Source organism: Acetoanaerobium pronyense, from assembly GCF_017874355.1.
Taxonomy (GTDB): Bacteria; Bacillota; Clostridia; order Peptostreptococcales; family Filifactoraceae; genus Acetoanaerobium; species Acetoanaerobium pronyense.
This window is the reverse complement of the sequence record NZ_JAGGLI010000002.1, coordinates 107,601-121,763: the sequence shown is the minus strand read 5'-3', so window position 1 is coordinate 121,763 and position 14,163 is coordinate 107,601. Positions and strand designations below refer to the sequence as shown.

At 34.0% G+C, this 14,163-nt stretch carries 14 protein-coding genes; 12 read left to right on the top strand and 2 right to left on the bottom strand.

The genetic code is table 11. The features are described from left to right. Window positions 1-36: 36 nt before the first annotated feature. A complete protein-coding gene (locus J2Z35_RS01770; RefSeq protein ID WP_209658743.1) occupies window positions 37-564 on the bottom strand; it encodes a chromate transporter in 528 nt (175 codons plus the stop codon). After that, window positions 537-1,064 carry a chromate transporter gene (locus tag J2Z35_RS01765; protein WP_209658741.1) on the bottom strand — a complete coding sequence of 176 codons (528 nt, stop codon included), beginning with the start codon at window positions 1,062-1,064 and terminating at the stop codon, window positions 537-539. The genes J2Z35_RS01770 and J2Z35_RS01765 overlap by 28 nt, the downstream gene beginning before the upstream one ends. A gap of 157 nt (window positions 1,065-1,221) precedes the next feature. On the opposite strand from J2Z35_RS01765, the gene lon reads away from it, so the two are divergent. From lon to J2Z35_RS01705, 12 genes are all read left to right on the top strand, one after another. After that, entirely contained in the window at window positions 1,222-3,567 is a 2,346-nt protein-coding gene (lon, locus tag J2Z35_RS01760; protein WP_209658740.1) for an endopeptidase La, read from the top strand. Continuing rightward, window positions 3,567-4,175 carry a ribosome biogenesis GTP-binding protein YihA/YsxC gene (gene yihA, locus J2Z35_RS01755; protein ID WP_209658738.1) on the top strand — a complete coding sequence of 203 codons (609 nt, stop codon included), beginning with the start codon at window positions 3,567-3,569 and terminating at the stop codon, window positions 4,173-4,175. The genes lon and yihA overlap by 1 nt, the downstream gene beginning before the upstream one ends. Window positions 4,176-4,281: 106 nt before the next feature. Continuing rightward, window positions 4,282-4,473, top strand: coding sequence for a hypothetical protein (locus tag J2Z35_RS01750; protein ID WP_209658736.1), 192 nt, complete (start codon window positions 4,282-4,284; stop codon window positions 4,471-4,473). Between the two features lie 23 nt (window positions 4,474-4,496). After that, on the top strand, window positions 4,497-6,293 hold the full coding sequence (locus J2Z35_RS01745; protein ID WP_209658734.1) for a heme NO-binding domain-containing protein: 1,797 nt from the start codon (window positions 4,497-4,499) through the stop codon (window positions 6,291-6,293). 20 nt (window positions 6,294-6,313) lie between these two features. After that, the gene (locus J2Z35_RS01740) at window positions 6,314-7,012 is read left to right on the top strand and encodes a DUF881 domain-containing protein (protein WP_209658732.1); all 699 of its coding nucleotides are present in this window, start codon (window positions 6,314-6,316) and stop codon (window positions 7,010-7,012) included. 38 nt (window positions 7,013-7,050) lie between these two features. Then, a complete protein-coding gene (locus J2Z35_RS01735; protein WP_209658730.1) occupies window positions 7,051-8,229 on the top strand; it encodes an MGDG synthase family glycosyltransferase in 1,179 nt (392 codons plus the stop codon). A 59-nt stretch (window positions 8,230-8,288) separates the two neighbouring features. After that, complete coding sequence (locus tag J2Z35_RS01730; protein ID WP_209658728.1) at window positions 8,289-8,618, top strand: hypothetical protein; 330 nt, start codon at window positions 8,289-8,291, stop codon at window positions 8,616-8,618. A gap of 1 nt (window position 8,619) precedes the next feature. Next, entirely contained in the window at window positions 8,620-10,209 is a 1,590-nt protein-coding gene (locus tag J2Z35_RS01725; protein WP_209658726.1) for an NAD(P)/FAD-dependent oxidoreductase, read from the top strand. A gap of 196 nt (window positions 10,210-10,405) precedes the next feature. After that, on the top strand, window positions 10,406-11,977 hold the full coding sequence (locus J2Z35_RS01720) for a Na/Pi cotransporter family protein (RefSeq protein ID WP_245330702.1): 1,572 nt from the start codon (window positions 10,406-10,408) through the stop codon (window positions 11,975-11,977). 83 nt (window positions 11,978-12,060) lie between these two features. Continuing rightward, the gene (locus tag J2Z35_RS01715) at window positions 12,061-13,407 is read left to right on the top strand and encodes a glucose-6-phosphate isomerase (RefSeq protein WP_209658724.1); all 1,347 of its coding nucleotides are present in this window, start codon (window positions 12,061-12,063) and stop codon (window positions 13,405-13,407) included. Window positions 13,408-13,422: 15 nt separating this feature from the next. Then, the gene (locus tag J2Z35_RS01710; protein WP_209658722.1) at window positions 13,423-13,947 is read left to right on the top strand and encodes a Gx transporter family protein; all 525 of its coding nucleotides are present in this window, start codon (window positions 13,423-13,425) and stop codon (window positions 13,945-13,947) included. Between the two features lie 14 nt (window positions 13,948-13,961). Continuing rightward, window positions 13,962-14,144 carry an aspartyl-phosphate phosphatase Spo0E family protein gene (locus J2Z35_RS01705; RefSeq protein ID WP_209658720.1) on the top strand — a complete coding sequence of 61 codons (183 nt, stop codon included), beginning with the start codon at window positions 13,962-13,964 and terminating at the stop codon, window positions 14,142-14,144. The last annotated feature ends 19 nt before the right edge of the window (window positions 14,145-14,163 follow it).

The following is a 14,163-nucleotide window of genomic DNA, read 5'->3' as shown; positions in this document are numbered from 1 at the left end:
ACAAAGGGATGCAAATGCATCCCTTTTGTGATGAAATCAAAGGATATTCAATATGATTCCTACTACTCCAAAAGAAAGAAGAATTCCTATTGGATGTATTTTAGTATACATGAGCAAAGCAGCAGAAACTAAAAAAATTACAAGTGACTTCCCATCAAGTACACTTTTCAAAAATGTTGAATAAGTGGCTGAAAGTATTAGTGCAACTGTAACTGGCTTTATATAAGAAAGAATATTTTTCATTAGGGAACTTGATTTATATTTTTCTATAAAGCCTGATACTATGCTCATAAATATAAAAGGACCAAATACAATGCCAGTAGTAGCAAGCAGACTTCCTAAAAAACCAAGATGATTAAAACCAATGAAAGTTGCTGAGTTTATGGCAATAGGACCTGGTGTGATTTGAGAAATTGCAAGCACATCCAAAAATTCAGTTGGAGTGAGCCATTTATTTACAGTAATTACCTCCTGCTCTATAAATGGAAGCATTGCATAGCCTCCCCCAAAGCTTACACTTCCTATTTTTACAAAAACTAGGAAAATTTGTAGAAATGGTTCCATAATCCTACGAGTACACCTCCTCCTATCATCCACAGTGGATTGATGCCAAGTAAAGCAACCCCTATGAAAGTTACCAAAATCATGGTAATATCAATTGTTGATTTGTTTATTTTTTTAAACAGATTTAAAACAGATACAAGAAGCAGAGCGGGTACTACAGGAGATACTCCGTTAAAAAAACCTTCTAAAATTTTTGAATCTCTGGTTTTTGCATAAAATAGTGATACAATAAGTATTACGATAAAAGATGGAAGTACAACACCTAAAAGTGAAGATAAAGCACCCTTTAGGCCCATAAACCTATATCCTAAAAGAATAGAAAGATTCACGGCTATTGGACCTGGAAAGCTTTGTGCAACTGAGATATAATCAACAAATTCATCTTTTGTTATCATCTTGGTATTATCAACAAGCTCTCTCTCCATTATGGGAATCATTGCATACCCACCGCCAAATGTAAAAAGACCCATTTTGAAAAAAGTACTAAAAAGCTTAAACAAATTTACTAACCTCCTAACAATTAGAAATTCAAGTAATTGGGTATAATTAAACAATCTATACTTTTTATGATAACATTAATATGAAAACTAAGTCCATGAATATGATAAATAACATTGGATTTAAAATATAAACAAGCTAAGAGAGGAGAAATGGAATATGCCAAAAAATTATAAGACTAAGACAGTAGATATTCCCCTGATACCTTTAAGAGGTATTTCGATATTTCCTTATATGGTAATTCATTTTGATGTAGGACGAGAAAAATCAATAATGGCTCTTGAAGAAGCTATGCTTGAGGAGCAGCTAGTTTTTTTAACTACTCAAATGGATCCTGAAATAGACATACCTGTAGAAGGAGATTTTTATAACGTAGGAACTATATGTAAGGTCAAGCAAATGCTCAAGCTTCCAGGAAATACAATAAGAGTACTTGTTGAAGGGATATCAAGGGCAAAGATTTCTGAAATTTATCAGACTGAGCCGTTTTTTAGAGCAAAATTAAAAGAGATAGTATATAGCGATGTTCTAAAGGAAGACAAAGATATAGATGCTACTATGAGACTTGTTATGGATACATTTGAGGAATATGTAAATGTAGGTAATAAAGTATCTGGAGAGATTCTTGTAACCCTTGCAGATATAGATGAGCCAAGCAGATTTGCAGACACTGTAGCTGCAAATATAGTGCTAAAGCCTGTGCAAAAGCAGCAAATACTTGAAGTATTTGACCCTAAAGAGAGACTTGAGGAAATATATAGGATTCTCCTTGAGGAAATAGAAGTTCTTGAAATAGAAAAAAAGATAAATATAAGAGTTAAGAAGCAGGTAAATAAGATTCAAAAAGAGTATTACCTTAGAGAACAAATGAAGGCAATACAAAGAGAACTTGGAGAAGACGAAGTAATAGCAGATGAAATTGATGAATATAGGGAAAAACTTTCAAAACTAAAGCTACCTAAAGAAGTTACTGAAAAAATAAGTAAAGAGATAGATAGATTATCGAGAATGTCACCTTCTTCTGCAGAAGGTGGAGTAATAAGAACATATCTTGATAACTTTTTTGCTCTTCCTTGGGGTAAGGAAACAAAGGATAAACTAGATATAAAGCTAGCTGAAAGTATTCTTGATGAGGATCACTTTGGACTTGAAAAAGTAAAAGAAAGAATAATAGAATATCTTGCAGTAAGAACTATATCTAAATCAATGAAAGGTCCTATACTATGCCTTGTAGGTCCTCCAGGAGTAGGTAAGACTTCTATAGCAAAGTCTGTAGCAAGGTCACTTAATAGAAAATTCGTTAGAGTTTCACTTGGTGGAGTAAGAGACGAAGCAGAAATCAGAGGACATAGAAGAACCTATGTAGGTGCGATACCTGGAAGAATAATAAATGCTATAAAAGAAGTAAAAACAAAGAACCCTGTATTTTTATTTGATGAAATAGATAAGATGGCATCAGATTTTAGGGGAGACCCTGCATCCGCAATGCTTGAGGTATTAGATCCAGAGCAAAACAAGGACTTTACGGATCACTATATGGAGGTTCCTTTTGATCTTTCAAAGGTGCTTTTCATAACAACAGCAAATTCACTATCTACAATTCCAAGGCCTCTTCTTGATAGAATGGAAGTAATCCAAATATCAGGGTACACAGAGGAAGAAAAGCTCAAAATAGGAAGAATATACCTTCTTCCAAAGCAGCTTAAGGAAAACGGCCTTACAGAAGACTTTCTTCAAATTTCAGATGAAACTTTAAGAGAAGTAATTAATAAGTATACAAGAGAGTCAGGAGTAAGAAATTTTGAAAGAACAATCGGAAAGATATGTAGGAAAGCCGCTAAAAAGAAAGTAGAAGACAAGGATTTAAGCCTAGTTAGAGTAAATAAACAAAATCTAGAAAAATTCCTTGGAAAACCTATGTTTAGATACCAGCTTGCCACTGAAGCTCCAGAAGTAGGTACAGTAACTGGCCTTGCGTGGACAGCAGTTGGAGGAGATACTCTTACTATAGAGATAGGTACTATGAAAGGAAATGGAAAGCTAGAGCTTACAGGTCAGCTTGGAAACGTAATGAAAGAATCTGCAAGAGCAGGTATGAGCTATATAAGATCTATATCAGATAAATACAATATTGATGAAAATTTTTATAAAGAGAAGGACATTCATGTCCATATTCCAGAAGGAGCTATACCAAAAGACGGTCCTTCCGCAGGAGTGACAATGGCGACTGCAATACTATCCGCCCTTAGTAATATTCCTGTAAGAGGAGATTTAGCTATGACTGGAGAGATTACTTTAAGGGGTAAGGTACTTCCAGTTGGAGGAATCAAGGAAAAGGTCCTTGCAGCAAATAGAGCGGGAATCAAGACGATAATACTTCCAGAAGAGAATAAAAGAGACCTTGATGAGATTCCTGAAAATGTAAAGAAGAAGCTAAAGTTTGTACTTGTGTCTAACATGGAGCAGGTTTTAGAAGAAGCTTTAGTTAGAAATGAGGAGAACTAATGAAGATAAAAAATGTAGAGCTTGTAATAAGTGCAATGAAAAAAGATCAATACCCTGATGATGGCCTTCCGGAGGTTGCTTTTGTAGGACGATCTAATGTAGGAAAATCTTCTTCTATCAATACCCTTTTAGGAAGAAAAAGCCTTGCTAGAGTTAGTCAAAATCCGGGAAAAACCAGAACAATAAACTTCTACAAAATAAACAATGAGTTTTACTTTGTTGACCTTCCTGGATATGGATATGCAAAGATGTCCAAGGATTCTAGAAAAGAATGGGGAAGAGTAATGGAAGAATACTTCCAAAACAGCAAGGACTTAAAACATATATTTCTTTTGGTTGATATAAGACATGAACCAAAAGAAGATGATGTAATGATGCACAGCTATGCAGTTCACTACAATATACCAGTTACTGTCATAGCCACAAAATCAGATAAAATATCAAGAGGGGCATATCAAAAAGCTTTTTCAGTAATTAGAAAAAAACTTAATTATACTGGAGAGAAAGTGATGCCTATATCAGCTCTCAAAAAAACAGGAACAGATGAAATTTGGAGCCATATAATAAATATTTTTGAAAATGATGGGTATGTTATAGCTGTAGATTAATTTTAAAACCCCTGCATGAAAATGCAGGGGTTTTAAAAAAGTAAATAATTGTTAAATTCAAATAAAGCTGATAAAATTGAGTTAGACTTAAAAGCCGAGGTGTAGGATGATTTATATATTACAATTTGCCAATATACTGGCTTTGCTTGGAATGCTAATAGTGCCTTTGCTATTAGGGGTTTATTTTTTAAATAGATTAAAAAACAAATCTCTAGATAAAGAAGACCTAGAAGTAAGAGTTGCACTTTTAGAAAAACGAATAGAAGATTTAGAAAACTATATTAATGACTCTGAGTGACACTAGCGAATGGAGGAAAGAATTTGAAAGGTACAGTTGTTGGGACTTGGATAAAAACTTTAAGTAAGCTTTATCCTGAAGATGTAGTTAAAGAAAAGATGAAATTAGCGGGAATGGATCCAGAAACCACAATATCACCACTGGATGATATCGCTGATGAAAAAGTATATAGATTTATAAAAGAAATATCCAAAGAGTTCTCAATCTCGGAAGAGGATTTGTGGAGAGAGATAGGCCGTGATAATGTAAAGGCCTTTCATGCAGGATATTCATCATTTTTTGATAAAAGCAATATGTTTCAATTTTTGAATTCTATGAATGATGTCCATCAGGTTGTAAGAAAAAGAATACCGGGTTCCAATCCTCCCGTACTTGATATTGATATAATAGGAAAAAAAGAAGCTTACTTTACCTATAAATCAAAAAGAAATATGAACAACTATCTAATGGGTCTTATAAAAGGTGCTATGAATCACTTTAATGAGGAAATAAAGGTAGAAGAAATATATAGAAATGATGGAGAAATGAGGCTTAAGCTTACCTTTCCATATGAAATAAGGAAATTCAAAAAATATACCTTCAATAGATTTATGTCCTTAGGTTTTGTTAAGGATTTAGGAATAAAAAATGCAGTATTTTCCCTTATTGCAGGAATAGCAGTGGGCTTTTTAACTAAAGACCTTCAGTATAGCTATCTACTAATCCCTTTTGTTACGGCAATAGCTTCATTTGTAGGGTACAAGCTTTCCGCATCTCCTATAGAAGATATAAAAATGGAGTTAATGGATTTGACTAGAAAGGACTATATAGTAAAAAATCAGATAGATACTGGAAACGATATATATGAAGAGCTTCACAATATGCTTAATAACTATAAGGACTCTGTTGCAGAGGATTTTATTGGATTTAATAGTATGATTCAAGAAATGCAAGGCTTTAGTGATACACTTGGGAATATATCCACTAAAATGGATACTACAAGCAAGGATATAGCGGATGTTGTGGAGCAGCTTGCAGAAACCTCTACGACTCAAGCCTTTGAAACAGAAAATAGCGTATCTCTTTTACAGTCAAATGTAGAGAGTATAAAAAATATATCTGAGGATGAGTCTAAAAACAAAATAGAGCTTGAAGAGGCACTTGAAGATATAAAAATGTCATTTAAGGCTCTTGATAATACAGTAAGCAGTCTTGAAAATATCCTTGGAAAATTTGAATTAGTAAGAGACGAGAGTATAAACCTAAAAAATAAAGGAAAAGAAATTGAGGGAATAGCTTCTTTTGTTTCTTCAATAGCATACCAGACAAACCTACTTGCTTTAAATGCATCTATTGAAGCTGCAAGAGCAGGAGAGATGGGGAGAGGTTTTTCTGTAGTTGCAGATGAGGTTAGAAAGTTGGCAGAGCAATCAGAAAAGGCAGCAGAAAACATAAAGGCAAATGTATATGGGTTTCTTAACGACATGGATAGTATGGTTGGAAGCATTACAGAGCAAAATAGTGTGATTCAATCAGAAAGCAAATCCATAAAAAACGCTATAGACAACACAGAAGAAGCCAATGCAAAAATATCTACAGTTGCTGACAAAATGGTATACTCCATAACGGAGCTTAAAGTTCAGTCTGAAAAGATATACTCGATGTTTGAAAGTATAGAGTCTCTTGCAGCAATTGCAGAAGAAAATTCTGCATCTACAGAGGAAGTAAGCTCTAATGTAACTAGCTACTCTGAAGAAATAATGAAACTGACCTCAGGGATAACAGACTTTAAAAAACTAACAAATGAATTCAAAGGGTATATGTCGGAATATAAGATTTAGAAGGAAAGGGATTTTTTATTATGTATTTTAAATCCGTTAGAACATTAATCCTTATGATAGTCTTTTTAGGAATATTGATAGGAATACAAATAAAAAGTCCCCATCAGATAAGCGTTGATGGTTCTTTTTATACGAGGGAAATAATATCAAATATAAACAAAGAAAGAACCGATTTGTATCAAATGACTAGAAAAAGAAGAGACCTTCAAAAAGAGCTTGAGTCTTTAAAAACAAGAGCATCTAGGTATAATGAAACTATAGCTCAGTCAAAAGAGAGACTAGATGAATTAAAAATGGATTTAGGTTTTTTGGATGTAGCTGGAGAAGGAATAGTAATGACTATATCTGCAGATGATGATAGAAATCTTGCTTTTTTGATGGAGGACAGAAAGCTTCTTTTGATATTAATAAACGAGTTAAAAGGAAGTGGCAGTGAAGCAATATCCCTTAATGGACAAAGAATCACTCCGATTTCTGAGGTAACCCTTGCAGGAAACCATATTAATGTAAACTCTGTAGCGATAGCTCCACCATATGAATTTAAAGCTATTGGCAACAAGTCTACTCTCTTTGAAAATATGGAAAATAAGAGTCCTATAATTGATATAATAAGAAGAGGCTTTGGTTTAAGTGTAGAGTTAGAAAAAACAGAGGAAATATATATTGATAGGGCAGACAAGTTTCAATTTGTTGAATATATATCTAAAGGAGAATCCTAAAATATAATAATACTATAAAGATAAACGGGGGGATTATTTTGAAAGTACTTATATTATCTGTATCAGCAGGGTTTGGTCATATAAAAGTATCAAAATCCCTAAAAGACTTTATTAAAATGCAGGATACGAACAATGAAGTGGAAATTGTAGATATACTTGAGTATGTAAGCCCGGTTCTCAATAAATTGTTTACTGAATATTATCTAAGAGCCCTTAAATATATTCCAGAAATATATTCCTATCTTTACAAAAAAGAAGCTCAGGAGGCAACTCAGCAAAGTAAGAAGAAAAAGAAAAGAAAAAATAAAAGATTTAAAATAAATTCAAAGGAAATTGAAAATAAAGAAGAACTAAAAATAAGTGATATATTCAATAAGATAGTCCTTGAAAAAAAACTTAAAGAATTAATTGAAGAAACTTCGCCGGACTGGATAATATCCACCCATCCTTTTATAGGAGAACTTCTTGAGGTTATTGAGGAGAAGGATGAGCTGAAAAGCAAAATAATGACAATAGTGACAGATTATGTGGTCCATCCTTCATGGATAAGCACATCAACTGATTATTATATATTTCCTTCAGAAAGACTTTCTTGCGAACTTGATACATTAAATGTAGATATGAAAAAAGTAAGGTTTTTTGGAATTCCAATCGATCCTAAATTTAATAAATATATAGATAAAGAAAGCATTTATAAAAAATATAAAATAAAAGAAAATAGATTTACCTATCTCATTATGGGTGGAGGCTATGGCATAGGAAATTTAGAAAAAGAAACAAGGCTTCTGTTAGAGTGGGAAAAGGACTGCAATATAATAGTTATATGCGGAAAAAATAAAGAGCTTTACAAAACTATTAAAGATATTAAAGATGAGAGAATCCATCCCTTTGAATTCACTGAGGATATAAATGAACTTATGGAAATTTCAGATATAATTATATCAAAACCGGGAGGACTTACACTTACAGAATGTATTGCAACTGGAGTACCTATAGCTATCAAAGAATACCTGCCGGGTCAAGAAGAGCGAAATGTCCAGTTCATACTAAACAATCATCTAGGTATATATGCAAAAGACGAAACATCCTTTATAGCATATCTCAGATTAATCAAAAGAGATGAAGACTATAGAAATAAACTTATAGAGAGCATTAAAAAGATTAGAAAAACTGATACACTTGAAAATATATATAAGCTTTTAAGTGAAAACATCTAAATTATTAAAGTCTTCCTATGGAAGACTTTAGCTTTTTAAAGGAAGGAGAAGCCATACAAATGGAAGATTTTAATGAAATTTTAGGAATAGAAAACCCTACTCCTTATGAAAATCTCAAATCTTTTGATATCTTTCCCTATACAGATGAGGTTGATTTTAAAGACTCACTTGGGAGGCTTGATGTGGTTTTATTAAGTGCATCAGAAGAGTTTTTTATAAAAGGAATAAAGCATAAATTTCTAGGGGTTTTTCATTCCACTAAGGAAATAGTGGATGAGGAAAATTTTAAAAAAACAATAAAGGATTTTATAGTTGAAGAGTTTATGGAGTATTTAGATTTTGAATTTAGGGATATAGATATTTATATAAATATGGAAAGAGGAGCATAGTATGATACTTATATCTGATTTGAAAATAGGTATAGACGATAGTATGGATATACTTGAGCACAAAATAAGGAAAAAACTCAATCTAAAAGACCAGTATATGAGTTTTAGAATTTTGAGGGAATCTATTGATGCAAGAAAAAAAGGGAAGATTAACTTTGTATATCAAGTTCTAGTAAAGGTAGATAGGGAGGATAGGATACTTAAAGGAATAAAAGATCCCAATATAAAATTTTATGAAAAACCTACAATCTCTAAGCTTGAAAAAGGAAATAAAAAAAGTGAGGGGAGAGTAGTTGTTGTAGGGAGCGGACCAGCTGGACTTTTTGCAAGCTACATCCTTGCGGAAAATGGATATAAGCCTCTTCTAATTGAAAGAGGTAAGGATGTGGACAAAAGAGCAGAAGATGTGGAAAAGTTTTGGCGAGAAGGGGTATTAAATCCTGATTCAAATGTCCAGTATGGTGAAGGTGGAGCGGGAACATTTTCCGATGGAAAGCTGACAACTAGAATAAAAGACATCAGAGTCCACGAAATACTTAATATTCTTCATACTCACGGAGCCCCAGAGGATATTCTTTACTCCCATAAACCACATATAGGGACGGATATATTAAGAAACGTGGTCAAATCGATTAGAGAATCTATCATCTCTATGGGAGGAGAAGTAAGATTTGAAAGTAAGCTTGAAAAAATAGAAGAAAAGGGTGGAGAGATTTGTGCTATATGGGTCAATAACGAAAAAATAATAACCTCAAGGGTAGTCCTTGCTGTTGGACATAGTGCAAGAGATACCTACGAAATGCTGGATAAATTTGGAGTAAAGCTTCTTCCAAAGCCCTTTGCAGTAGGATTTCGTATAGAGCATCCTCAAAAGATGATAAACAAAACTCAGTACAAAGAGTTTTATAATCATCCGAGGCTTGGAGCAGCGGATTATAATCTGACATACCAAGACAAGAATACAAATAGGGCTGCATATACATTTTGTATGTGTCCAGGAGGCCTTGTGATAGGGTCTTCATCCTCTGAGAATGAGCTTGTAGTAAATGGAATGAGCTTTCATGCAAGAAACCTAGAAAATGCAAATAGCGCTCTTTTAGTAAGCGTAAATCCAAATGATTTCAAAAGTGGAGCTCTTGGAGGAGTAGAATTTCAAAGAAAGTTTGAGAAGATGGCATATGAGCTTGGAGGTGGAGGATACAGAGCACCTGTTCAAAAAGTAGGGGATTTTCTTAAAGGAGATCTATCAAAGTCAATTGGAATAGTAAGACCATCATATACACCTTCGTTTACACTTTCAGATATGAGCACTTTATATCCAAAAGAACTAACAAATACATTAAGGGATGCAATAGTGTCCATGGACAAAAAACTAAAGGGGTTTTCCCATCCAGATTCTATTCTTACAGGTGTAGAGACAAGATCCTCATCACCACTTAGAATAGTAAGAAATGAAAATACTTTAGAGTCTGAGTCCCTACAAGGTCTGTATCCATGTGGTGAAGGAGCTGGTTATGCTGGAGGCATTGTGACATCAGCTCTTGATGGACTGAAGGTTGCACATGCTTTAATCCAAAAATATAAGGCTTAACAAAAACTTAAACATTTTAACAAACTTAACATGAACTTAACATTTCTTTTCATTCTCTTTGGTAAAATAGGATTCGTAGTCCTAGAGATTCTCTAAGGCAAAAATCTTATTCTAATAAAGCAAAAATCAGGAGGGTGAAATGTATATAAGTATCCTTTTAGGAGTAGTGGCAGGACTGGGACTTTTCCTTTAAGGTATGAACCTTATGGGTTCGGGCCTGCAAAAAGCGGCAGGAGACAGATTGAAGAAGATAATTGAGCTTCTTACAAACAATAGATTTGTAGCTGTCCTTGTAGGTATATTTGTAACATCGGTGATTCAAAGTTCAAGTGCCACGACGGTTATGGTTGTAGGTTTTGTTAACGCAGGAATAATGCAGCTTACACAGGCAATAGGAGTTATAATGGGTGCCAATATAGGTACCACAATAACAGCACAACTAATATCATTCAATCTAGGAGCGTATGCCCCTATAGCAGTTGGTATTGGGGTTGCAATGCTCATGCTTTCAAATAGCGAAAAGACAAAGAACTATGCAGAGGTACTTATAGGATTTGGTATACTATTTGTAGGTATGGATTATATGAAAGAAGCACTTTATCCACTTAGAGAAATTCAGGCTTTTAGTGATATGATGGTGAGTTTTTCCCATAACCCTTTACTTGGAATCCTAATGGGCTTTTCTCTTACGCTCCTTGTACAGAGTTCATCAGCATCTATGGGTATACTTCTTGCCTTAGCGTCTCAAGGGATGATACCATTTGAGGCAGCCCTACCAATACTTTACGGAGAAAATATTGGAACATGTACTACGGCTCTTATATCGAGTATAGGAGCAAGTAAAAATGCACAAAGAGCGGCTCTTATGCATCTTATTTTTAATATCGTAGGGACAGTGATGTTTGCACTTATACTTCATATTCCTATTACAAGAATGGTTGTAGCAATAGACCCTATAAACATACAGAGACAGATTGCAAATGCACATACTATATTTAATATTACAAATGTAATTATTCAGTTCCCGTTTGCAGGACTTATTGTAAAGGCTGTTGAGAGAATAATTCCTGAGGGAGAACCAATAGAAGAACTAAAGATGACAAAATACATAGACCTAAGAATGCTGAGCACTCCATCAATTGCCCTAAAAAATACAATAAAAGAATGTCTTCATATGGGACTTGTGGCAAAATCTTCACTGGAAACTTCTATGGATGCTATATTTTATAAAAGCAAGGATGACGTATTTAAGACCTTTGATATAGAGAAAAAAATAAATCAGCTAGAAAGAGATATTATGAGCTATCTTATCCAGCTTTCAAACTCCAAAATATCAGGAGAGGATAGAAGAATAGTTGATGAGCTTTTTAACACAATCAATGATATCGAGAGAGTTGGAGACCATGCAGATAATATTGCTGAGCTCGCTATGTATGTGATTGAAAAGGATCTTGAGTTTTCAGAGGAATCTAAAAAGGATATACAGACTATGTACGGTAAGGTGATGTCCGCATATGAGTTGACCCTTCAGTCCATAAAAGAAGGAAGCTTTGAGCTTGCAAATGAGGCTCTAAAAATGGAAGATCAAGTTGATATAATAGAAAAATCTTGCAGAAGTGGACATATATATAGACTTAACAATAACACATGTAATCCAGAATCTGGTATAATATTCTTAGACCTGCTTAGCAATCTTGAAAGAATATCCGATCATGCTTCCAATATAGCTAGAGCTGTAATTGATGCAAAGGGAAGTATATCAGCATAACCAACACCAAAGGCTAAAAGCCTCTGCTAACTATGCAGAGGTTTTTTCTAAATCTAAAATTATTGGAGAAGGGAAGGTAGAAAATGAACAAACTGAAAGTAGATTACTCCAAATGCAGTGACTTTATAAAGGAAAAAGAGTTAGAATATTTAATGCCTATGGCAAATCTAGCTAATGACATGGTAAATCAAAAAAAAGGACCTGGAGATGAATTTTTAGGATGGGTAGACCTACCAGTTGATTATGATAAAGAAGAATTTGAAAGAATAAAAAAATCAGCCAAAAAAATAAAAGAAGATTCAGAGATTCTTGTAGTAATTGGTATTGGGGGGTCATACCTTGGTGCAAGAGCAGTAATAGAAGCACTGTCCCATAATTTCAAAAATGATATTTCAAAAGAAAAAAGAAAAGCTCCTAAAATATTTTATGCAGGAAACTCAATTTCTTCTACCTATATGGCTGATATGCTTGAGGTCCTTGAAGACGTAGATTTTTCAGTAAATGTGATTTCAAAGTCTGGAACAACTACAGAGCCTGCCATTGCATTTAGGATTTTAAAGGAGCTTTTAATAAAAAAATATGGAAAAGAAGAGGCAAAAGCTAGAATATATGCAACTACTGACAAAAGCAAAGGGGCTCTTAGAACCCTTGCTGATGAAGAAGGCTATGAAACCTTTGTAATTCCAGATGATGTAGGAGGTCGTTTTTCAGTCCTTACTGGAGTTGGACTCCTTCCAATAGCTGTTTCTGGAATAGATATTGATAGACTTATGGAAGGGGCAAGAGATGCTAGAGCAGAATATCTTTCTGAAAAAGGGGAAGAAAATCAGGCTCTTATTTACGCCCTCCTAAGAAATATACTTCTTAGAAAAGGGAAGGAGATAGAGCTTCTTGTAAACTATGAGCCTCAGCTTCATTATGTTTCAGAATGGTTTAAACAGCTTTATGGTGAAAGCGAAGGTAAGGACCAAAAGGGAATATTCCCAGCTTCTGTAGATTTTTCCACGGATCTTCATTCTATGGGGCAATATATTCAAGATGGAAATAGAAATCTCTTTGAAACTGTGCTGAGCATAGGAAGTCCGAAAAAAGATATTGAGCTAAAGGAAGAGGAAAGTGATCTTGATGGACTCAACTATCTATCAGGAAAGACTATGGATTTTGTAAACCAGAAAGCTTTTATGGGAACTCTACTTGCCCACAATGATGGGGGCGTTCCAAATATAGTAATCAATATTCCAAAGATAGATGAATATAACCTTGGATATATGATATACTTTTTTGAAAAAGCTTGTGCTATAAGCGGATATATTTTAGGAGTTAATCCATTTGATCAGCCAGGAGTAGAGGCTTATAAGAAAAATATGTTTGCTCTTTTAGGAAAAAAAGGATTTGAAAAGGAAAAAGAAGAGCTTGAAAGAAGACTCTAGATTTGGAGAGATTTAATGACTAAGACAAAAAGACTTGTATACTTGTCACTAATGGTGTCCCAAAGTCTGGTACTTTATATTGTAGAATCATTTCTTCCACCAATAAGCTTTATTGCCCCAGGAGCTAAGCTGGGACTCGCTAATATAATCACTTTAAGCGTGCTATATATCTCAGGGTTTAGAGATGCTCTAGCGGTTTTAGGGATGAGGATATTTATTTCCTCAATGTTTGGTGGTGGGTTTTCTGCATTTTTATACAGTATTAGTGGAGGAATTCTTGGACTGTTAGCGATGGGAATTACAAAAAAATTTCATAAACTTGATATAAGCATTGTAGGGGTAAGCGTCAGTGGAGCACTTTTTTTTAATATAGGACAGATGCTTGCAGCTGCACTTATTATACAAAATCTGGCTATATTAGTTTATCTGCCTATTTTATCCTATGTATCTGTGGGGACAGGTATATTCGTAGGGATAGTAGCCAAATTTATGGTAGAGAGAATGTCATTTATGAACTTTGCTACTAAAAAAATAAAATAATAGGGGGATAGAAAATGTTGGGGAAAGAGTATGAATGGCTCAAAGAAGAGATAGATATGTTGAGGGGAGAGCTAAATTTATATGTGAATTACAGGGAAATATACAAAGAGGAGATCTTAAAGCTTAGTCAGAAGCTAGATTTGCTCATAGTCAAACATATGAGACTTGAAAGAGAAGCCTTAATAAAAAATAAATAAATTAATTAAAAAACGCTCT

Bases quoted from the DNA above. Each gene is read 5' to 3' on its own strand.
- yihA (WP_209658738.1), top strand. From the start codon at position 3,567: ATGAAGATAAAAAATGTAGAGCTTGTAATAAGTGCAATGAAAAAAGAT.
- J2Z35_RS01720 (WP_245330702.1), top strand. From the start codon at position 10,406: ATGAACCTTATGGGTTCGGGCCTGCAAAAAGCGGCAGGAGACAGATTG.
- J2Z35_RS01725 (WP_209658726.1), top strand. From the start codon at position 8,620: ATGATACTTATATCTGATTTGAAAATAGGTATAGACGATAGTATGGAT.
- J2Z35_RS01730 (WP_209658728.1), top strand. From the start codon at position 8,289: ATGGAAGATTTTAATGAAATTTTAGGAATAGAAAACCCTACTCCTTAT.
- J2Z35_RS01715 (WP_209658724.1), top strand. From the start codon at position 12,061: ATGAACAAACTGAAAGTAGATTACTCCAAATGCAGTGACTTTATAAAG.
- J2Z35_RS01750 (WP_209658736.1), top strand. From the start codon at position 4,282: ATGATTTATATATTACAATTTGCCAATATACTGGCTTTGCTTGGAATG.
- J2Z35_RS01710 (WP_209658722.1), top strand. From the start codon at position 13,423: ATGACTAAGACAAAAAGACTTGTATACTTGTCACTAATGGTGTCCCAA.
- lon (WP_209658740.1), top strand. From the start codon at position 1,222: ATGCCAAAAAATTATAAGACTAAGACAGTAGATATTCCCCTGATACCT.
- J2Z35_RS01740 (WP_209658732.1), top strand. From the start codon at position 6,314: ATGTATTTTAAATCCGTTAGAACATTAATCCTTATGATAGTCTTTTTA.
- J2Z35_RS01770 (WP_209658743.1), bottom strand. From the start codon at position 564: ATGGAACCATTTCTACAAATTTTCCTAGTTTTTGTAAAAATAGGAAGT.
- J2Z35_RS01705 (WP_209658720.1), top strand. From the start codon at position 13,962: ATGTTGGGGAAAGAGTATGAATGGCTCAAAGAAGAGATAGATATGTTG.